14 protein-coding genes and 2 pseudogenes are annotated in these 20,925 nt (G+C 63.6%); 3 read left to right on the top strand and 13 right to left on the bottom strand.

All coding sequences use genetic code 11. The features are described 5' to 3' along the window. The 4 genes and pseudogenes from V1277_RS35035 to V1277_RS22805 form a co-directional block, all read right to left on the bottom strand. Positions 1–1,207 (bottom strand): annotated as a pseudogene (locus V1277_RS35035) (xanthine dehydrogenase family Fe-S subunit). Next, complete coding sequence (locus V1277_RS22815) at positions 1,204–2,040, bottom strand: FAD binding domain-containing protein (protein ID WP_334418206.1); 837 nt, start codon at positions 2,038–2,040, stop codon at positions 1,204–1,206. Before V1277_RS22815 ends, V1277_RS35035 begins: the two are co-directional and overlap by 4 nt. Next, positions 2,037–4,439 (bottom strand): xanthine dehydrogenase family protein molybdopterin-binding subunit, encoded by a 2,403-nt coding sequence (locus tag V1277_RS22810; RefSeq protein ID WP_334420432.1) that lies wholly within the window; start codon positions 4,437–4,439, stop codon positions 2,037–2,039. The genes V1277_RS22815 and V1277_RS22810 overlap by 4 nt, the downstream gene beginning before the upstream one ends. Positions 4,440–4,457: 18 nt before the next feature. Further along, positions 4,458–5,736: pseudogene (locus V1277_RS22805) on the bottom strand (amidohydrolase/deacetylase family metallohydrolase). A gap of 163 nt (positions 5,737–5,899) precedes the next feature. Here V1277_RS22805 and V1277_RS22800 point away from each other — a divergent pair. Then, complete coding sequence (locus tag V1277_RS22800; RefSeq protein WP_334418205.1) at positions 5,900–6,394, top strand: MarR family winged helix-turn-helix transcriptional regulator; 495 nt, start codon at positions 5,900–5,902, stop codon at positions 6,392–6,394. A 279-nt stretch (positions 6,395–6,673) separates the two neighbouring features. Here the strand turns inward: V1277_RS22800 and V1277_RS22795 are convergent, their stop codons facing one another. From V1277_RS22795 to V1277_RS22755, 9 genes are all read right to left on the bottom strand, one after another. Next, positions 6,674–7,540, bottom strand: a complete 867-nt coding sequence (locus tag V1277_RS22795; RefSeq protein ID WP_334418203.1) for an amidohydrolase family protein — start codon at positions 7,538–7,540, stop codon at positions 6,674–6,676. 3 nt (positions 7,541–7,543) lie between these two features. After that, entirely contained in the window at positions 7,544–8,521 is a 978-nt protein-coding gene (locus V1277_RS22790) for an aldo/keto reductase (protein WP_334418202.1), read from the bottom strand. An 87-nt stretch (positions 8,522–8,608) separates the two neighbouring features. Next, a complete protein-coding gene (locus V1277_RS22785; protein ID WP_334418201.1) occupies positions 8,609–9,541 on the bottom strand; it encodes a sugar-binding protein in 933 nt (310 codons plus the stop codon). Between the two features lie 92 nt (positions 9,542–9,633). Continuing rightward, positions 9,634–10,716 (bottom strand): ABC transporter permease, encoded by a 1,083-nt coding sequence (locus V1277_RS22780; protein ID WP_334418200.1) that lies wholly within the window; start codon positions 10,714–10,716, stop codon positions 9,634–9,636. After that, a complete protein-coding gene (locus V1277_RS22775; protein WP_334369786.1) occupies positions 10,716–11,480 on the bottom strand; it encodes an ATP-binding cassette domain-containing protein in 765 nt (254 codons plus the stop codon). Before V1277_RS22775 ends, V1277_RS22780 begins: the two co-directional genes overlap by 1 nt. Positions 11,481–11,493: 13 nt before the next feature. Further along, a complete protein-coding gene (gene xylA, locus V1277_RS22770; protein WP_334418199.1) occupies positions 11,494–12,816 on the bottom strand; it encodes a xylose isomerase in 1,323 nt (440 codons plus the stop codon). Next, the gene (gene xylB, locus V1277_RS22765; RefSeq protein ID WP_334418198.1) at positions 12,813–14,270 is read right to left on the bottom strand and encodes a xylulokinase; all 1,458 of its coding nucleotides are present in this window, start codon (positions 14,268–14,270) and stop codon (positions 12,813–12,815) included. Before xylB ends, xylA begins: the two co-directional genes overlap by 4 nt. 82 nt (positions 14,271–14,352) lie before the next feature. After that, complete coding sequence (locus V1277_RS22760) at positions 14,353–15,390, bottom strand: LacI family DNA-binding transcriptional regulator (protein ID WP_334369789.1); 1,038 nt, start codon at positions 15,388–15,390, stop codon at positions 14,353–14,355. A gap of 129 nt (positions 15,391–15,519) precedes the next feature. Then, positions 15,520–16,122 carry a TetR/AcrR family transcriptional regulator gene (locus tag V1277_RS22755; protein WP_334369790.1) on the bottom strand — a complete coding sequence of 201 codons (603 nt, stop codon included), beginning with the start codon at positions 16,120–16,122 and terminating at the stop codon, positions 15,520–15,522. Between the two features lie 203 nt (positions 16,123–16,325). On the opposite strand from V1277_RS22755, the gene V1277_RS22750 reads away from it, so the two are divergent. Beyond that, the gene (locus V1277_RS22750; RefSeq protein WP_334418197.1) at positions 16,326–17,567 is read left to right on the top strand and encodes an efflux RND transporter periplasmic adaptor subunit; all 1,242 of its coding nucleotides are present in this window, start codon (positions 16,326–16,328) and stop codon (positions 17,565–17,567) included. Between the two features lie 26 nt (positions 17,568–17,593). Next, entirely contained in the window at positions 17,594–20,782 is a 3,189-nt protein-coding gene (locus tag V1277_RS22745) for an efflux RND transporter permease subunit (protein ID WP_334418196.1), read from the top strand. The last annotated feature ends 143 nt before the right edge of the window (positions 20,783–20,925 follow it).

Below are 20,925 nucleotides of genomic sequence, written 5' to 3'. Positions count from 1 at the left end.
TCACGTCGCTCCGTCATTCTTGGACGAGAGACGATCAACCCAGCCCGCGACCCGCACGCGCAAAAGACTGAACACCAGCGACATTCCGTTCAGCTCAGCCGTCGTAGCGTCACCCGGTGGCGTGCCCGACAGGCGACGGTCAAGATTGCCGGCAAACTCTGTGATCAATCGCGCTGCGAGATCGCGCACCAGCCCCGGTCTTCCGACCTGCGCCAGCATGCCAGTGAGCGTGTATCCGATGGAAATGTCGACGCGCGTCCCCTGCTCGATCGGCACCAGTCGATAGCGAATTTCGCCCTGCGTCGAAGACCGGCTGCGCCGGTCGTTGCCGATGCCGACGATGCGGCCGGACATATCGGCCGGATTACCTTCGACTCGCGCGGCGCCCTGGAACGTCGCGGCGATCGGGCCAATCCTGACCCGGATCGCACCTTCGACGCGCTCCGGCTTCGGCGGCGCCGTCAGCGACGCGCCGGGAAGGCAGGCCGCGACAGCACCGATGTCGTCGAACATTGCAAAGACCAGCTCCGGCGGGTGCGCGACGCTGAACTGCTGCTTCAGAACGGTGGCGGGGATGAAGTCCGGAATTGCAGGAACCGAACTGGCCGTTTCAGACGGCGTTTGTTCGCTTGCTGCCGGCCGGATGCGTTCGGCCCGGTCGGCACCGTTGTGCACGCTACGAACCTGAGCCAACGGGACCCAGAACCTTTCGTCCTCCGCCCGGCATTGGCACGATATTGCGAGCGCGCCGCGCTTCGATCACGGACTGGACCGCCCGGACGATTCCGACATAGCCGGTACACCGGCACAGATTGCCGCTTAGTCCGACGCGGATCTGGCGCTCATCGGCCTGCGGCAACCGCAACACCAGATCACGCGCCGAGACTAGCATTCCCGGTGTACAATAGCCGCATTGCAGCGCATGCTCGCGGGTGAAGGCCGCGCGAAGTTCTGTCGTAATATTGTCCTCGTCGAGGCCTTCGATCGTGGTGACCTCAGCCCCTTCGCAAGCCACCGCATAGGTGATGCACGAGCGCGCCGGCACGCCGTCGAGCAGCACCGTGCATGCGCCGCAGACGCCGTGTTCACAGCCGAGATGGGTACCGGTCAGGTCGAGCTTCTCGCGAACGAAATCCGCAAGATTGGTGCGCGGTTCCGCTGATACCTGCACCGCGCGCTGATTTACGGTGAGTGCGATAATGCTCATACGCCGGCTTCCCGGACCGCACGCTTGAGCACGTTCACATGAATATGGCGATGCGCTGCATTCGAGACGCCCGCCTTTGCCAGCAGGACATCAGCGACACGCGCATCGAAGCGATCCTTGTAGTCGCCGGCAATGTGTCCGCCGAACAATTCCGCCGCTTTCGTGATGACGACGGGCGCAGAATCGATCGCACCGATCACGACGCGGGCGGTCGCGGCGCTCGGATCGATCAGGATAGCGCCGATCGCATGCGCGAATTCGCCTGTCTTGCGGCAACTCTTGGCGTAGCCCCAGTGCGCCGATGCCGGCATCGCCGGAACATGAATGGTCTCGACGATCTCGCCATCGCGCAGCGCCGATTCGAGCGCGCCGACGATGAACTCCTCCATCGCCACCATGCGCGCGCCTGAAAGGCTTCGCAGCATCAGTCGCGCACCCAGGGCCGACAGCGCGGATACCCAGTCTGCCGCGGGATCGGCATGGCTGAGCGATCCACCGACCGTGCCGCGATTGCGCACGGCGCGGTAGGCGATGTTGCCGGCGACGCCCTGCATGGCGCCGCGCGTGACGTCCGGAATTCGTCCATCCTCGATGTCGGCATGGGTGACACAGGCCCCGATCACGAGCTCATCGCCGCGACGCTCGAACTGCTTGAGCTCGGCAAGCCCCGTGATGTCAACGATTAACTGCGGCTCCACCAGCCGCAGATTGAGCATGGGACCAAGCGACTGGCCACCGGCGATGATCTTGGCGGCAGTCTTGGCCTCGTCGAGCACGGCAAGTGCCGCCTGCAAGTCGCGTGGACGTTCGTAGCCGAAAGGCGCCGGTTTCATGCCGCCGGCCTTTCTGCTTCGCGCGCGGCCAGGACCGCCTCGACGACGCGATATGGCGTAATCGGCGACTGCATCAGTTCGACGCCAAGCGGGCGCAGCGCATCGTTGACGGCGTTAGCGATCGCGGCCGGAGGGGCGATCGCGCCACCCTCGCCGATGCCCTTCACGCCGAACTGCGTATAGGGCGACGACGTCTCCATGTGATCGAGACGCGGCGCCGGCACTTCGGTGGGCCCGGGCAGCAGATAGTCCGCGAGCGTCGTCGCAAGCGGCTGACCGGCCGCATCGAACGGCATCTCCTCGTACAGCGCGGTGCCGATGCCCTGCGCCAGGCCGCCATAGATCTGGCCGTCCACGACCATCGGATTGACGAGAACGCCGCCGTCCTCGACGATGACGTAATCGAGGATCTCGATCTCTCCGAGATCGGGATCGACGGCAACGACCGCGGCATGCGCGGCATAGCTGAAGGTTCCGGTATCGCGCTGTGGCTTGTAGCCAGCCGTGACCTCCAGCCCGCCGGGATCGACGTCAGCAGGCAGATCCTGCGGACGGCGATACCAGGTATGGGCGATTTCCTTCAAAGTGACGCTGCCGTTGACGCCGCGAACCTCGCCGCTCTGCAGCACGACCGCAGCCGGATCGTGCTGCAACAGCTTGGCACCGATGCGTCTGGCGCGCTCGCCCAGCTCACGGCACGCAGTTGCGACAGCGCCGCCTGCCATCACCATCGAGCGCGAACCCCACGTGCCGGTCGAATACGGCGTCATCGCCGTGTCGCCGAGGATCAGGCGCGTCTTGGCGACGTCGACGCCCAGCATCTCGTGGGCGACCTGGGCCAGCGTCGTCTCCATGCCCTGACCGTGCGAATGCACGCCGACACGGAGTTCGAGGCCGCCGTCCGGCGTCAGCCGCGCGGAGGCCTGTTCGTGGCCGGGCACCATCGGAATGCCCCAGCCGGAATAAACCGACGTGCCATGCGCGGCCTGCTCGCAATAGATCGAGACCCCGACGCCGATGCGCCGACTGTCTGCTTTACCCTCGCGCTGACGCGCCCGTACGCCCTCGACGTCGATGGACGCAAGCGCCCGCCGCATCGCCTCGGGATAGTCGCCGCTGTCGAAGTGCTTGTTGGTAATGTTGTCGAACGGCATCTGCTCGGGCCGCACCAGATTGCGCAGACGGACTTCGCCCGGCTCCAGCCCGGCTTCCGCCGCGACCAAATCGAGCATCAGTTCAAGTGCAAAGCAGACGCCGGTACGCGCCACGCCGCGATAAGGCAGGATCGGACACTTGTTGGTGGCGACCGAAAACGTCCGGCAGCGATAGGCCGGCATCAAATACGGTCCCGGCAGGATGCTGGCGACCTGCGCCGCCTCAAGGCACGCCGAGAACGGATAGGACGAGTACGCGCCGGAATCGACGATTGCTTCGCAGTCAATGCCGCGCAGCCGGCCGTCACGATCGGCATAGACGGTGATCTTGTAGTGGTGCTCGCGGCAGTTCGAGCTGGCGGTGAGATGCTCGCGGCGATCCTCGGTCCAGCGTACGGGATTACCGCGATGCATCGTCAGCCAGGAAAGGCAGACTTCTTCCGGCAGCAGGATTCCCTTGTGCCCGAAGCCGCCGCCAACGTCAGGCGAAACGATACGGATTCGGCCCTGCTCCATGCCAAGGCATTCGGCAAGCCCGCTGCGCGTGATGTGCGGCATCTGGGCTGAGGAATAGAGCGTGAGTTGGTCGAGGCGGTGATCGAAGGTCGCGACCACGCCACGCCCTTCGAGCGGCGACATGCACTGCCGCGCGGTCGATATCTCGCGCGACACCTTGATCGGCGCATCGAACGCCTTGGAGATGTCGATCTCGAAGTTGGTTTCGAGAAAGACGTTATCGCCCCAATGCTCGTGCACCAGCGCCGAACCCGGTTCGCGCGCCTTTCGCATGTCATGGACCGCAGGAAGCTCTTCGAGATCGAGCGTCACCGCGGCCGCAATGTCCTCCGCCTCGGCTCGGGTCGGCGCCACGCACATGGCGACGAGTTCGCCGACCTGACGCACCTTGCCAGTGGCAAGCACCGGCTGCTCGGAAATCTTGAAGCCCGGTAACCCTGAAACCGCGCGGATCGGATTGACGTCGACGAGATCCGCCGCAGTGAAGACGCTGCCGCGATAACGCTCCGGCACATGGATGCCGCGGATCAGCGCATGCGCCAAAGGGCTGCGCACAAAAGCAACGTCCTGCAGCCCGGCAAGGCGGATGTCGGCCACGAACTGGCCTCGGCCCCGCATCAGCCGATCGTCTTCCTTTCGCGGCAGCCGAGCGCCGACGCCTTGTCCGGCGCCCGCTCCGCCCGCAGAAGGAAACTCGCGCTCATTGCGCACGGTGGCACTCTCCTCAATCGATTTGACGTGACCTCCTCAGGCCGCAACGGCCTGCGGTAGAATTGGCGCTACTGCGTCGTATCGCGCACCAGCGCGCAGACAGAACTCAGGCTGCAGCAGACGCTCGGCGATCACTTCATTGTTCTCGTTGTCACGAAGGACAAATCGTCCGGTTCGCTCTCCGATCACCGAGACGTCGGCGTCCCTGCCAATCTTGAGGGCGCCGATTTCGTCAGCACGGCCGAGCATCCTGGCCGAGTTGGATGTGACCATCGGCACGACCTGCTCCAGCGCGAGGCCGAGCGCCATCATCGAACTCATCGCCTGGACCAGACTGAACTTGGCCTGGCCGGCGAACGGATGATTCTCGTCGTCCTCATGCTGGTCGGGCGTACCGGCGGGCGCAGGCACGTGGGTGTTGTAGCCGTGAATGTCCGCGCCGAGCGTGGTGGGGATGATACCGGCGGCGATCGCTTTTTTGGCGAGACGATAGGAGAAATGACTGCCGTGACCGACGTCGACCTTCAAGCCGCGATCGAGCGCCGCCTGAATCACCGGATGCACTTCACCCTCGCGGTTGACGAAGCCTCCGGGGTGGCGCGTGAACGGATGCGCCAGTACGTCGCCCTCTCGCAGTAAAGGAAGCACGCGCGCCAAAATCGTATCGACGTCTTCGCCATTGGTACCACTCTCAGGCAGGCCCCAGAGCTGGCCGAAATGCACATAGACCGGCAAATCGGCGCGGCGTCCGATCTCGGCCGCCATTTCGATGACGCGAATGCCCCAACGCGCGAAGCCGCCGATCTCCGCATGGGCCTTGATGCCGCGAACGATGTCGAGATTGGCCGTCGCCGCCTTCACCGTGGCGTCGATATCGACGCCTTCAGGACTATAGAGTTGCGGATAGTAGTGGCCTTCGAGCCCACCGACCAGATAAGCCGACAGGAATGCATAAACGCGCGACTTCGCAGGCTCGGCAACGAAATGCCGGAAGCCGGGCAGCGTCATGCAGGACGGACCGCCCTGATCGACCAACGTCGTCACGCCGGACTGGACGCCGACCATGTCGGCATTCATGCCGAAGCGGCCGGTGACATATTGATAGACATGCGCGTGGGTATCGATGAGGCCGGGCAATACCACCTTGCCGGTCACGTCGATCACCTCTCGGGCGCTGGTCGGTAAAATGTCGCTCTGCACCGCCGCGATCTTGCCATTGCGGATAGCGACGTCCCTGATGCCGTCGATACCGGAGGCCGGGCCAAATCACGCGGCCGCCGCGCAGGAGTTGGTCGAAGGTGGCGCTGATCGACATGAATAATCTCCCCTGTCTTCGCCGGCGGTGTTACCCCGCCCCGCGACAGAATACGAAGCATACTTCGTATTCTACAAGAGCAAACTTCATGCCATGATCTTCCCGTGGCGAAGCCCATCGAATCGAGCTACTCGCATCGATGTTCCAAGGCTGGGAGAGTGCGTTGCGGAAAGCAAAGAAGCGTCATGGCGAGACCAGACATCGCCCGTGGCCGCTGTCAGAACGACCGGGCTTTCTGATCCGGCGGCTGCACCAGATCCATGTCGCGCTATTTCAGGAAGCATGCGGTGAGTTCGAGATCACACCACTGCAATACAGCCTGCTTTCGGCGCTTGCGGTGCGGAAAACCGCCGATCAGACCACATTGGCGGCCGATATTGCGCTGGACAGGACGACGACGACCGGAGCGCTCAAGCGACTGGCCGCCCGCAATTTCGTCGAGAGACCCGTAGATGATGAGGATCGCCGCGCGCGGCTCTGTAGATTGACGCCGGCGGGAGCGGCGCTTCTGGCAAAAATCGAGGCTTCGGCGCGGGCTGCGCACCGCGCCACGCTCGATAATTTAAGTGAACGGGAGCAAGCCGTATTCGTCGATATGATGCAGCGCATCGTTGCGGCGCACTCCAATCGCGACAGTGCTACTGCCCTATTCGATTGAGCACCACGGCATCATCTGCCGCCTTTTTAACTCGAGCTGCATAATTTGTAATCACCGCGGAACGCCAGTGCAACCGATCGAGCGAAGACGGCTCCTTGCGGCCATCATACCTGTCAATGACACCGGATTGTCGAACATCGCCCGGCTTTCGCCCCGAATGGCGGAGTCAAAATCAGCTTGATTATTCAATGATTTTCAAGGCGCGTTTGGAAAAATGCCAAGAATACGCTCGATCAATTTCAATAGATTGGGTGTGGTTTCCAAATAAGAACAGCGACACTACGCGCCACCTTCTCCCACACGAGGAGGAATAAGATAAGCCCGCTGAGCGTTCGCCCCAAACGCCTTGTGGCGTACCTGAGGGCCAAGCTTCATCAGGCACTCCTCGAGCGCGCTCTTGATCTCGCCATAGCTGCCGGCGAGCAGACAGACCGGCCAGTCGGAGCCGAAGATCAGGCGATCCTCGCCAAAGCATTTGGCGGCGTGCGCGACGAGCGGAAGCAGACGTTCCGCATCCCAGTCGTTCCACCTGGCCTCGGTGGCGAGACCCGAAATCTTGCACCAGACATTGCCGCAAGCGGCGAGTACGACGAGACGATCGGCCCATTCACGGCTGAATCCCTCAGCGATCGGCGGCTTGGCGGCGTGATCGAGGACAAAGCGCCCTTGCGGAAACGCCTGCGCGGTTGCGATCGCGGCCGGCATTTCTCGCGTGCGCACCAGGAGATCGTAGGTGAGATTGTGCGCAACCACTGCGCTCAAGCCGCGCTGCACGTCCTCGCGCAGCAGCCAATCAGGATCGGGCTCATCGTGCACCTGGTGACGAATGCCGACCAGCCTTTCGCCTCCGGGCGAGCCGCGCAGCCGTTCGAGCGTCTCGTCGACCGTGCCGCCCGTCAGGTCGACCCAGCCGACCACACCGATGACGAAGGGCGTCGCAGCGGCGACGCGCAAGAATTCCTCGGTCTCCTCGATCGAGGAACGGCATTGCACCAAAATGCTCGCATCGATCCCGTTGGCGCGAAGCAGCGGCGCGAGATCGCTCGGGCCGAAGGCGCGGCGGATCCGCGCGAGTTCAGGCGCCTCCATCCAGGGATAATCGGCGCGCGCGGGATCCCAGAAATGCTGATGACCGTCGATCACCATGGGTCAGGCTCCGCCCGGCAGTGGTGCGGACGCGTCGACCAATTTGCGCTCGCGCAGCTCCTGCCAGAAGGAGGACGGCACCAACCGCTCGGCCATCGCGATGTTATCCAAAACCTCCGCAGCGCTGCGCGCGCCCAGCAGCGCGACCGTTACCGCCGGATGGGCCATACAGAACTGGACTGCGGCGGCCTTGAGCTCGGTGCCATGCTTGCGGCACAGCGCCTCCAGCGCCAGCGCGCGGGCGACGAGCGCCGCATCGGCGTCTTCGTAATTGAACTTCGCGCCGTCGCGCGGGTTCGCGAGGATACCGCTGTTGTAGATGCCGCCTAGAATGATGCCGATGCTCTTCGCACGGCAGATCGGAAACAACGTCGTCACCGCGCCCTGGTCGAGCAGCGTGTAGCGGCCCGCCAGCAGGAAGCAATCGACCGGCGCCCTTTCGGCGAAGCGGACGAGCATCTCGGATTGATTCATACCGGCGCCGATCGCCTTGACCGTGCCATCGTCGCGCAAGCGCCGGAGCGCGCGGAAGGCACCGGCGACTGCATCCTCATAGTGGTCATCCGGATCATGGACGAGCAATACATCGACGCGGTCGAGCCCGAGACGGTCGAGGCTGTGCTCCACTGAACGCATCACGCCGTCGTAGCTGAAATCGAATTCCGGCCGCTCGGCCGGCGTGCCCTTGTAGTGATCGTCTTCCGCAGCCGCACTGGCCGGGCGCAGCAAACGGCCGACCTTGGTGGAGATTGCAAAGGATTCCCGGTCCTGCTGGCGCAGAAAACTGCCCAGGCGACGTTCGGCCAATCCAAAGCCGTAGAGCGGCGCAGTATCGAAGAAGCGGACACCGAGCGACCAGGCGCGTTCGATCGTGGCTTCCGCGTCCCTGTCGCTGACCGGCGCAAACAGTCCGCCGAGAGGAGCGGTTCCGAGACCAATCGCCGTGACGTCGAGTCCATCCGCAAGTCGCGTGCGCTTCATTCCAGGATCCATGGTCGAAACATGCACTCCCTCTCCCGCACCCGGGAGAGGGAGTGTAGCGCAGGAACGTTGGGGCTGCGAACGTTCCTACTTCAAGAGTTGAGCGACGTTGTCCTTGGTCACGAGGTCAAGGCCGGTATGGATGACCTCGGGAACCTTCTCGCCCTTCTTGATCGCCAGCAGCGTATCCATTGCCTTCTCGCCCATTTCGAAGGGGCGCTGCCCGGTGAGCGCGTTGGAATAGCCGTCACGCAAGAGTTCAAGCTGCATCTTGAGCGTATCGGCGACGACGAGCGTCAGCTTGCCGGCGTCGATGTCCTTCCTGTTCTTGTTGACGAAGGCCTTGTAGCCTTCCGGCGCAAACATTGGCCAGCCACCGACCGGCACGATCGCGCCGAGATCCGGCGTGGCGGTGCGCAAATCCGCCATCTGCTGGACCGCGAGCGCAGGATCGTCGTTGCAGAAAGTCGGCGAACCCGCGACCTCGACCCATTTCGAACCCTTCAACGCCTCGCGTACGCCGTCGACGCGCTCGGCAAGATTCTTGGCGCCGGGGCCGCCGGAGACGACGGCATACTTGCCGCCTTCGGGCTTGAGCTGGAGCAATTGCTTGCCAAGCGCGAGGCCAAAGTCCTTGTTGTTGGTGCCGATATAGGCGATCCGCTTCGAGCCAGGCGCATCCGCATCGAAGGTGATGACGGGAATGCCGGCCGCGGTCGCTGCCTCGATCGATTTCGTCATCGCCGCGACATCCGCGACCGAGATCGCAAGGCCGTCCACCTTCTGCGTGATGAAATCCTGGATGATCTGCGCCTGCGTCGCCGGTTCATGCTCGACCGGCCCCTTGTAGATGCATTGGACGTTGCCGAGCTCCTTGGCGCGCTTCAGGCAGCCGTCGCGCGCGACGTCGAAGAACGGATTGTTCATCGCCTTGGGCACGATCACGAACTTGTAGGTCTGCGCCAATGCCGGGGTGGCCATCATCGCGATGGCCATGCCGGCAAAAAGAAACTTCCTCATTGCTTCCCTCCACACTTTTGTGCCTATCCATTTGAAATTGATGCCCCGGAAAGCGGATAGACGATGCGTTCGTTGTCCTCCCGGAGTAACTGCTAAGTCATGCGTGAGCGGATGCGGTCGACCAGCACGGCCAGGATGATGATCACCCCCACCAGCGTCTGCTGCCAGTAAGAGCTGACCTGCGCGAGCACGAGGCCGTTGCGGATCACTTCCAGCAGCACGCAACCGACGATGGCTCCGAGCGGGCCGCCGATGCCGCCTGCAAGGTTGGCGCCGCCGATGACGGCCGCAGCGATGATGGTGAGCTCGTAGGACGTTGCCATGTTCGCAGGCGCTGACCCGAGCCAGCCGGAGACCACAATGCCTTGCAGGCCTGCGGCGAGCGCGCAGATCACATAGACTTCGATCTTCACCCGCACGACCGGAATGCCAGTCAGCTCGGCTGCCTTCTCGTTACCACCCAGCGCGAAGACGTGGCGGCCGAAGGTCGTATGGTGCAGCACGACCGCCATCACCACGGCGAGGATCACGAGATAGATGAAGGGCGCGGGTACGCCGAACAGATCGCCCGAGGTGAGCGCGTAGAAATAATCGGCGTCCGGCCCGCCTGGAAAACTGCCGCGGCCGTTGGAGACGACATAGCCGAGGCCGCGCACGATCGAGAGCATGCCGAGCGTGGTGACGAAGGGTGACAGCCCGAGCACCGCGATGCAGAAGCCGTTGATGAGACCTGCGATCAGCGCGGTGCCCAGTCCGGCAAGAACGGAGACCAGCAGAATCAGCCCCGGCACATTGGCGACCACGGTCTTGCCGTCCGCGGCAAGATGCACGAACAGCGCCGCGCCGGGCATGCCCGGCGTCGACAGGCTCGACATGACCATGGAGGTGATCATCGCAGAGAAGCACATCATCGATCCCACCGAGAGATCGATGCCGCCGGTGATGATCACGAAGGTGACGCCGAGCGTGGCGATGGCGATGAAGGAGAAGTTCTTCGCCACGTTCTGCATGTTGCCTTCGGTGAAGAAATATGGACTGGCAAAATGCATCACGACGAGCAGCACCAGCAGCGCGAGCAGAACGTAACCGGTTTGCGAAGCGAAGATGCCACGCTGCCACCATCTGATACGACCGACATTGGTAAACGAGATCGGGGATTCCAGGGGCATAGCCATCACGCTGCCTCCTTTGCGCCCGTGATCAGGGCGGTGACTTCCTCAGGACTGGTGTCGCCGATCGGCTTGTCCGCCCGTTTCTCGCCGCGGCGCATGACCACGACGCGGTCACAGACTGCGAAGACGTCGGGCATGCGGTGGGAGATCAGCATGACGGCGACACCTTGCTCTTTCAGGCGATGAATGAGGCTCAGGACCTGTTCGACCTGGCGCACCGAGATCGCGGCCGTCGGCTCGTCCATCATTACGAGCTTGGCGTTGGAAAGCCGCGTCCGCGCAATCGCAACCGCCTGGCGCTGACCACCCGACATCTGCTTGACGAGGTCATCCGGCCTCGTTTCGGAGCGCAGCTCGCCGAACAACTGCAGCGCGCGCACCGCCATCGCCTTGTGGTCGAGGAAGGCGAATGGACCGAATTTGCGCTTGAGCTCGCGGCCGAGGAAGACGTTGGCCGCCGCCGTCAGATTGTCGGCGAGCGCCAGGTCCTGATAGACGACCTCGATCCCGACTGCGCGGGCATCGATCGGGCGGTAGAAATGGACTGCATTGCCGTCGAAGCGGATCTCGCCATGGGTGGGGCGGAAATTGCCGGCGATGATCTTCACGAGTGTCGACTTGCCGGCGCCATTGTCTCCCATCAGGCCGACGACCTCGCCGGGGAAGACCTGCATGTCGACATCGTGCAGCGCGCGGATCGCGCCGAATTCCTTGCCGATCCCTGTCAGCTCCAGGACCGGTTGCCCGTTTGCGCACGGGATTGTCATGCTCAGCCTCGCTTCAGACATACCGGTTGACCAATGATTCCAGATATTCTTGACGACCCGAGCGCGGCTGTGGATCGAAGCCGGCTACCAGCGCCCGATCGGCGAGATCGGCGAGCGAACGCTGGCCGGCGAGAATTGCGCGCCCCTCCGGCTCAGCCCATCCGGCGTAACGCTCCGCGACCGGCTTCGTCAGCGCCTCAGCATCGAGCATGTCGGCCGCGGCGAGGAACGCCCGCGCGCAGGCATCCATGGAGCCGACATGGGCGTGCATCAGGTCGTCCGGGTCTATGGATTGACGCCTGATCTTGGCGTCGAAATTGAGACCGCCGGTCGTGAAACCGCCACGGCGCAGGATCTCATGAAACACCAGCGCCAGCTCCGGCACGTTCATCGCGAACTGGTCGGTATCCCAGCCGAGCAGGTCGTCGCCGCGGTTGATGTCGAGCGAGCCGAACACGCCGAGCGCCCCGGCAAGTGCGACCTCGTGCTGGAACGAATGGCCGGCAAGGATGGCGTGGTTCTGCTCGATGTTGAGCTTGACGTCCTTCAGCAAGTCGTAGCGCTGAAGGAAGCCGTAGCAGGTGGCGACGTCAAAATCATATTGATGCTTGGTCGGCTCCTTCGGCTTGGGCTCGATCAGGATCGGTCCCTTGAACCCTATTCTGTGCTTGTGCTCGACGACGAGCGAGACGAAGCGGCCGAGCTGATCGAGTTCGCGCTGAATGTCGGTGTTGAGCAGCGTCTCATAGCCTTCCCGTCCGCCCCAGAGCACATAATTCTGACCGCCGAGCCGATGCGTTACCTCAAGCGCGGCGCGGACCTGGCCGGCGGCATAGGTGAAGATGTCCGGATCCGGATTGGTCGCCGCGCCCGCCATGTAGCGACGATGTGTGAACAGATTGGCCGTGCCCCAGAGCAGCCGCACTTTGCTCGATGCCATCTTTTGTTCGAAGAGATCGGCGATGGCGTTGAGGTTGGCAACGGACTCTGCCAGCGAGGCGCCTTCCGGCGCGGCGTCGACATCGTGGAAGGTGAAGAAGGGCACATCGAGCAGGCGGAACAGCTCGAAAGCGACGTCGGCCTTGGCGCGCGCCATTGCCATCGCATCCGCACCATGATGCCAGGGCCTCACGAACGTCTCGCCCCCGAAAGGATCGCCGCCGGGCCAGCAGAACGAGTGCCAGTAGCAGACGGCGAAACGCAGGTGGTCCTCGAGCCGCTGCCCGTGAACGATGCGATTCTTATTGTACCAGCGGAAGGCGAGCGGGCTCTTGGCGTCCTTGCCGCCATAGGCGGTCGGCGCACTCGCCCCGAAGAATTTGGGTGACACGTTCACAGGGAGAACTCCTTCAACGCAGGATATAGTTGTCGCCACTGGTGATAGGCTTCATCATAGGCGGCTGCGGCGGACGCTCGCGGCAAGAAGCTCGCAAGCCGCCGCGGACGCGTGCAGACCTGGGCAGGGTTTTCGCCTGTGGCGGCAAGCCGGCCGAGCCGTGCCGCGCCAAGCGCTGCACCGACCTCGCCCTCCTCGACGCGGTGCACGGAAATGCCGAGCACGTCGGCGCAGATCTGCGCCCACAGCGCCGAGCGCGATCCGCCACCGACGAGATCGACTTCGGTGATCGCCGAACTGGCATCGCCGAGCGCCGCAAGATTGTCGCGCGCAGCAAAGGCCACGCCTTCGAGCACAGCCTGAACGATTTGATCGCGCCCCGTCGCACGACGCAAGCCGACGAACGCGCCGCTGGCAGCAGCGTCGTTGTGCGGCGTGCGCTCGCCGTCGAGATAGGGAAGGAACTTGACCGGGCTCGGGCCGCGGACGGTCTCGCCGAGCGGCGCCAGCAACGCGGCGGCAGGCGTCGCCATGACGCCCGAAAGCCAGGCGAGCGAGGCGGCCGCCGCCAGCATCACGCCCATCTGGTGCCAGAGACCCGGAAGCGCATGGCAGAAGGCGTGCACAGCCGACGCGGGCGCCGGCGCAAAACTGTCGGTGACACGAAACACGACGCCTGAAGTTCCCAGCGACAAGAATGCATCGCCGGGCGTGATGGCGCCGAGCCCGATCGCGCTTGCGGCACAGTCTCCTGCACCGCCGGCAACCACAACATCTTTCGCCATGCCCCAGCGCTTCGAAAATTCGGAAGCGAGTACCGCGCTGATCTCGCTGCCTTCGACCAGGCGCGGCATGTGGTGAAGATCGAGCCCGGTGGCATGTAGCAGCAACGCAGACCAGCGGCGCTGACCGACATCGAGCCAGAGCGTCCCGGCGGCGTCCGACATGTCTTCGACCATCTCGCCGGTCAGGCGGTAGCGCACGTAGGCCTTTGGCAGCAGCACTTTTGCCACCCGCTCGAAAATCTCAGGCTCGTGGCGGGACACCCAGAGCAGCTTTGGCGCGGTGAAGCCTGGCATCGCGAGATTGCCGGCGACGGTGTGGAGCGAAGGACAGCGCCCCTCGAGCCTCTCGCATTCGGCAAGGGAGCGACCGTCATTCCACAGGATGGCCGGACGCAGCGGACGCCCGTCCTCGCCGAGCAAGGTAGCGCCGTGCATCTGGCCGGAGAGACCGATGCCACGCACCAGCGCGACGTCGCGCGGATGAGCGGACGCGAGATCGTCGACGGCGCCGATCGCCGCATCAACCCAGGCGTCCGGATCCTGCTCGGACCACAGCGGTGCGGGATGCGAGAGCGCAAGCTCGCGCGCGGCTGTCGCGACGATTACGCCAGCCTCGTTCAAGAGCACCGCCTTCACACCGGACGTGCCGATGTCGATCCCGAGATACACGTCGTTGTCCTCCCTTCCGGCCCGATCGGCGATCTTTGTCGCCTTCCCAACACCGGGCCGTCTTGCAAATCAGTTCTGCAGGCTACGGGAGATTGTCCCGCATCACGATGTCGATCCGGATCTTCTCCTGCTCACTCAGGATCGGCTCGCCGCGGGCGAGCGCGAGCAGCACGCGCACGGCGGCGCGGGCCTCATGTCCCGGGTTTTGCGAAATCGCCGCATCCATCACGCCTTGCAACAAGAGCTTGCGCGTCAGCACGGTGACGTCGTGTCCGACGAACACTACTTGCTTCTCGCGGCCGGAATCGATCAGAGCCTTGGCAACGCCTTGCGTGCCGGCGCCGACATTGTAGAGGCCGACGATGTCAGGATGTCTGCCGAGCAGCCGCGACATGAGCTGTTCCGAGCGCTCGTCCTCGTCGCGCCCTTCGAGCACGGGCAGCACGTTGAGCCCAGGAAACTCCGACGCCATCACCTGATTGAAGCCGAAGATGCGCTCGGCATGGTCGCGCAGACCTTGCGAGCCGGCGACGATCGCGACCTTGCCGGATCGCGGACCAACGAGGCGGCCGACCAGCGCGCCCGCGGTGCGCCCGGCGGCGATATTGTCGATGCCAACATAATAGTGACGGCGCGACGACGGCACATCGGAGACCAGTGTCACCACCTTGGCGCCACCATCGACGAGATCGTTGATGGCGGCCCGCACGCTCGGATGATCCAGCGCGATTACCGCGACGCCGTCGTATTCGCCGGCAAGAGCCTCCAACGAGCTCGCGAGAACGGAGGCGTCGAACACGTCGGTTGCGACCAACTCGACCGCGAGGCGGCGGGCCGACAGCCAGCCTGACATCTCGCCGAGATAGGACTGGATCTGCTGCATGAACAGGTTCGGCCCCGACGGCATCACGAAGGCGAAGCGCCGGGCACGGCCACGGGCAAGCTCGGCGCCGGCCACATGCGGCTGGAAGGAGTTGCGCGCGATCGTCTCCTTGACGCGGCGGATCGTGTCGGGCCGCACGCCGGGGCGGTTGTGCAGGACGCGATCGACCGTCGCGAGGCTGACGCCAGCCTGGCGGGCGATGTCCCTGAGCGTGAGAGGGCCGTCCGGCTCCTTCATGGGGCTGAAGGCTAGCAGAGGTAATTTGAGGTACGCAACTCATTTTGAGGAATACGGCGCAGTAGAGCATGTTCGGGGCCACCGCCGTGGAGCGGGGGCTGCATCCCAGAAGGCTGAACTGCGGCACCGTCAACGTTTCGTCGACTGTTCCTCGAAGACCTTAACGGAAACGTTCGCCACTTGCCGCAGTGCTTCGCGATCGGCGCCCGATGATGCCATCACGCCCATGCCGGCGGATACCGCCGAGAGATAGCGCGCCAGCGCGGCAGCGTCGGCGGTCTGCTTCAGATCGCCCTCCTTCTTCGCCCTGACGAAGCGTTCGCGCAGCTGATCCTCGGTCAGTGCACGGCGCGCTGCGAGCTCGAAGGGAACGTTCTCCGAACCGGTGCCGCAGGCAAGGCCTCCCTGCACGAGCAGGCAACCAGGCGGATTGTCGGGATCGGTTTGGCTGTCTGCGGTGCCCATGAGCATCCGCTCCGCGACGTCGCGGGCGGTCGGCGCGCTCAAAACCCCCTCCATCCAGGCCGCACGTTTGGCCGTGTACCGGTCGAGGGCAGCCTTCAGGAGACCTTCCTTATTTCCAAATGCCGCATAGAGGCTCGGCGGGTTAATGCCCATCGCCTCGGTAAGCTGGGCAATGGTCGCGCCCTCATAGCCATGTCTCCAGAAGACTTCCATCGCCTGATCCAATGCGGCATCGGCGTCGAATTCTCTCGGGCGTCCCATGGCCATTCGCGTTACTCCCTTGAAGCCGACGCCGTTTTCCGCTCGGCGTTCAATCCTCTAACCTTCTAGATTTATTGTGGTTCTTTTATTTGATTTCCAGTCTTGCGGCTTGCGACATAAGATTTTCGTAGTGTGCAGTACATAAGTATCTTGCGGACCGTCGTCCAGCCCCATATCTGTAGCGAACACTACATTTATGGAGCGCGCAAATGCCCCCAGCCACCACTGCCTTCCGTTCCGGTCGATTCAGACGCGTTGTCGGCGGCGTTGCCATCATCGGCGTCCTCGCGGCGGCCGCTTCGATCGCGAGCGGCCGCTATTTTCATGCAGCCCAGGCGACCACCGGAACCGCACCCGAGCAGGCCGTCTCCGTCACGATCGCGGTGATCGAGCCGCGTCGGACCGCGCTGTGGGATGATTTCTCTGGACGTCTCGAAGCCGTCAACCGCGTCGAGCTCCGCCCACGTGTCGCTGGCGCGATCCTGTCGGCCAACTTTGCCGAGGGCGCGCTGGTGAAAGCCGGCGATATCCTGTTCAAGATTGATCCGGCGCCCTATGCCGCCGAAGTCGATAAGGCGAGCGCGCAGCTCGAGGCAGCAAAGGCGCGCGCGATCTTCACTGCGAGCGAAGTCGAGCGCGGCGCACAGCTCGTCGGCAACGCCGTCGTCACGCGGCGCGATTTCGATCAGCGCGACAACGCCAATCGCGAAGCGCTCGCCAATGTGAAGGCGGCCGAGGCGACGCTACAGGCTGCAAAGCTCAATCTCGACTACACCGAAGTCCGCGCACCCGTCGATGGCCGCGTCGGTAAGATCGAGGTGACCATCGGAAATCTCGTGGCCGCAGGGACCGCCTCCCCGGTCCTGACCTCTCTGGTCTCTGTCAACCCGATCTATGCGAGTTTCGACGCGGACGAAGAGATCGTGCTGCGGGCGCTGAATTCCATCGCAGATCATTCGGGCAAGCGCGGCAATCTTGATCAAATACCCGTCGAGATGACCACCTCTGGCGGCACATCGGCCAAAGGCCATATCCAGTTGATCGACAACCAGGTCAATGGTCAGAGCGGCACCATACGCGTCCGCGCAGTATTCCGGAACGAGTATGGACGCCTCATTCCAGGTCAGTTCGCGCGAGTGCGGATGGGCCAGCCGCAGCAACAGACGCTGGTGATGATCGACGAGCGAGCCATCGGCACCGACCAAGACAAGAAGTTCGTTATGGTGGTCAGCGATGATAACCGCGCGGTCTATCGCGGAATAACGCTCGGCGGCGCCGTCGACGGGCTCCGCATCGTGACGGGTGGCCTAAAATCCGGTGACCGCATCGTCGTGAACGGCCTACAGCGGGTACGCCCGGGCGCGCTCCTGAAGACCGAAATTGCGGAGATGGGCTCGCGCGGACCGCGGCAAGCATCGAACGCCGGCAACCGGCAAATCGTGCAGCGCTAACGACCGTCAGCGCTTGGGGCATCGCAATGAATTTCTCAAAGTTCTTCATCGATCGGCCGATTTTTGCCGGTGTGCTTTCGATCGTGGTCTTCCTGGCCGGCCTGATCTCGCTCTTTGCCATGCCGATCTCGGAGTATCCGGACGTCGTGCCGCCCTCCGTGGTGGTGCGCGCGACCTACCCCGGCGCCAATCCGAAGGTGATCGCGGAAACAGTGGCAACGCCGATCGAGGAACAGATCAACGGCGTCGAGAACATGCTCTACATGAGCAGCCAGGCAACCACCGACGGGGCGATGACGCTGACAGTGACGTTCCGCCTCGGCACCGATCCTGACAAGGCGACACAGCTTGTGCAGAACCGCGTGCAGCAGGCCGAACCGCGCCTCCCGGCGGTAGTTCGCCAGCTCGGCATTATCACCAAGAAGAGCTCGCCCGACCTTACCATGGTCGTGCACCTGCTGTCGCCAAACAACCGCTACGACATGACGTATCTCCGCAACTACGCGGTGCTGAACGTCAAGGACCGCCTTGCGCGGATCGACGGCGTCGGTGATGTCCAGCTCTACGGTTCCGGCGACTACTCGATGCGCGTCTGGGTCGACCCGCAGAAGGCCGCCGAGCACGGCCTGACCGCAAGCGACATCGTGAGGGCAATCCAGGCGCAGAACGTCGAGGCCGCCGCCGGCGTGGTCGGCTCCTCGCCGAGCGTCAAGGGCATCGACCTTCAGATGTCGGTCAACGCCGAAGGTCGGCTCGCGAGTGAAGAACAGTTCGGCGACATCGTGGTCAAGACCGGTTCGCGCGGCGAGGTGGTGCGGCTGCGTGACGTCGCGCGCATCGAATTAGGTGCGTCCGAATACGGCCTGCGCTCGCTGCTCGACAACAAACAGGCCGTGGCGATCCCGATCTTCCAGGCGCCGGGCTCCAATGCGCTCCAGATCTCCGACCACGTCCGCGCCACCATGGCCGAGATCAAGAAGAACATGCCAGAGGGCGTATCTTACCAGATCGTCTACGACCCCACACAGTTCGTGCGCTCGTCGATCGAGGCGGTGATCCACACGCTGCTGGAAGCGATCGCGCTGGTGGTACTGGTGGTCATCCTGTTCCTCCAAACCTGGCGGGCTTCCATCATTCCGCTCCTGGCCGTGCCAGTGTCGATCGTCGGCACGTTTGCCGTGATGCATATGTTCGGCTTCTCCATCAATGCGCTCAGCCTGTTCGGCCTTGTGCTCGCGATCGGCATCGTCGTCGACGACGCTATCGTCGTGGTCGAGAACGTCGAGCGCAACATCGAGGCTGGGCTGTCGCCGCGAGACGCAACCTACCAGGCAATGCGGGAGGTCTCCGGCCCCATCATCGCAATCGCTCTGGTCTTGATTGCCGTATTCGTTCCCCTCGCCTTCATCTCCGGCCTCACCGGGCAATTCTACAAGCAGTTCGCGCTGACGATCGCGATTTCGACCGTGATCTCCGCGATCAACTCCCTGACGTTGTCGCCGGCATTGTCGGCGTTGCTGCTCAAGGGCCACAATGAGCCCAAGGACAGGCTTACCCTCGTTCTGGAAAAAGGGCTCGGCTGGTTCTTCCGCGGCTTCAACCGCGCCTTCGCGCGCGCCTCGGAAAATTATAGCGGCAGCGTGTCCAAAGTGATCTCCCGCAAGGCGGCGGTGATGGGCGCCTATGCGCTCCTGATTGGCCTGACCGCACTGCTCTTCCAGCAGGTGCCGAGCGGCTTCGTTCCGGGTCAGGACAAGCAGTACCTCGTCGGCTTCGCACGCCTGCCCGACGGCGCCACGCTCGACCGCACCGAAGAGGTCATCCGCAAGATGAGCGACATTGCGCTGACGCAGCCCGGCGTCGAGAGCTCGGTGGCGTTTCCCGGCCTGTCGATCTCCGGTTTTACCAACTCCTCCAACGCCGGAATCGTGTTCTCCACGTTGAAGCCGTTCGACGAGCGCAACGATCCCGCGTTGAGTGGCCCCGCGATCGCGGCCGAGCTGAACAAGAAGTATGCCGGGATCCAGGAAGCCTTCATCGCCATGTTCCCGCCGCCGCCGGTCAACGGGCTCGGCACCATCGGCGGCTTCAAGCTCCAGATCGAGGACCGCGCCGGCCTCGGCTATGACGCGCTGAACGAGGCGACAAGGGCGTTCATGGCCGCGATGCAGAAGGCACCGGAAATCGCCGGCGTCTTCTCGAGCTTCCAGGTCAACGTGCCACAGTTGTTCGCCGACATTGACCGCACCAAGGCCTTGCAGCTCGGCGTGCCCGTGACAGAGGTCTTCAACACGCTGCAGATCTATCTGGGCTCGTACTACGTCAACGACTTCAACAAATTTGGCCGCACCTATTCGGTCCGTGTGCAGGCCGACGCGCCGTTCCGCGCGCGGGCCGACGACATCAGGCAATTGAAGGTGCGCTCGTCTTCCGGCGACATGATCCCGCTCTCGGCGCTCTTGAAGATTCGCCAGAGCGCCGGGCCTGAACGCGCGATCCGTTACAACGGTTTCTTGTCCTCCGACGTCAACGCCGCGGCAGCGCCCGGCTATTCCTCCGGCCAGGCTCAGGAAGCGGCCACGCGCATCGCCGCCGAAGTGCTACCGCCCGGCTTCGCCTTTGAATGGACCGACCTGACCTATCAGGAGTTCATCGCCGGCAACTCCGGCATCTGGGTTTTTCCACTCGCGATCCTCCTCGTGTTCCTGGTGCTGGCTGCGCTCTATGAGAGCCTGACCCTGCCCCTGTCGATCATCATGATCGTGCCAATGGGGTTACTTGCCGCGATGTTCGGCGTCTGGATGTCGAAGGGCGACAATAACGTCTTCACCCAGATCGGGTTGATCGTGCTGGTCGGATTGTCTGCCAAGAACGCGATCCTTATCGTCGAGTTCGCGCGCGAACTGGAGTTCGCAGGTCGTTCGCCGATCCGGGCAGCGATCGAGGCAAGCCGCCTGCGGCTGCGTCCGATCCTGATGACCTCGATGGCATTCATCATGGGCGTCTTGCCTCTCGTGCTCTCGACCGGCGCCGGTTCGGAAATGCGCCGAGCTATGGGCGTGGCCGTCTTCTCTGGCATGATAGGCGTCACGGTGTTTGGCCTGTTCCTGACACCCGTGTTCTATGTTCTGTTGCGCACCGTCACGGGACTGAAGCCACTGACCAACCATTCCGCCAATGCAGCGCCCGGTAACGCGCCGGAGCCCGGGCGCTAACAGTGGTTGGCCGCGGCCAAACGTCGAGCGCCCGTAGGACGCGGAACGCTTGCGCGCCGCGGCCCTTCGGCGAGGGGCAGAACGAGCCGCGCAGATCGACGAATAGATCAATCTCGACGAGTACGACCCGCCTTGTGTGCTCG

The sequence above is a fragment of the Bradyrhizobium sp. AZCC 1588 genome, from assembly GCF_036924735.1.
In the GTDB taxonomy this organism is placed as follows: Bacteria; Pseudomonadota; Alphaproteobacteria; order Rhizobiales; family Xanthobacteraceae; genus Bradyrhizobium.
Note: the sequence above shows the minus strand (reverse complement) of the source record. Positions and strands in the feature narration are given on the sequence as shown.

Excerpts from the sequence above, each read along its gene's own strand:
- V1277_RS22815 (WP_334418206.1), bottom strand. The coding sequence starts at position 2,040 with ATGAAACCGGCGCCTTTCGGCTACGAACGTCCACGCGACTTGCAGGCG.
- V1277_RS22795 (WP_334418203.1), bottom strand. The coding sequence starts at position 7,540 with ATGGTGATCGACGGTCATCAGCATTTCTGGGATCCCGCGCGCGCCGAT.
- V1277_RS22790 (WP_334418202.1), bottom strand. The coding sequence starts at position 8,521 with ATGAAGCGCACGCGACTTGCGGATGGACTCGACGTCACGGCGATTGGT.
- V1277_RS22785 (WP_334418201.1), bottom strand. The coding sequence starts at position 9,541 with ATGAGGAAGTTTCTTTTTGCCGGCATGGCCATCGCGATGATGGCCACC.
- V1277_RS22780 (WP_334418200.1), bottom strand. The coding sequence starts at position 10,716 with ATGGCTATGCCCCTGGAATCCCCGATCTCGTTTACCAATGTCGGTCGT.
- V1277_RS22775 (WP_334369786.1), bottom strand. The coding sequence starts at position 11,480 with ATGACAATCCCGTGCGCAAACGGGCAACCGGTCCTGGAGCTGACAGGG.
- V1277_RS22760 (WP_334369789.1), bottom strand. The coding sequence starts at position 15,390 with ATGAAGGAGCCGGACGGCCCTCTCACGCTCAGGGACATCGCCCGCCAG.
- V1277_RS22755 (WP_334369790.1), bottom strand. The coding sequence starts at position 16,122 with ATGGCCATGGGACGCCCGAGAGAATTCGACGCCGATGCCGCATTGGAT.
- V1277_RS22750 (WP_334418197.1), top strand. The coding sequence starts at position 16,326 with ATGCCCCCAGCCACCACTGCCTTCCGTTCCGGTCGATTCAGACGCGTT.
- V1277_RS22745 (WP_334418196.1), top strand. The coding sequence starts at position 17,594 with ATGAATTTCTCAAAGTTCTTCATCGATCGGCCGATTTTTGCCGGTGTG.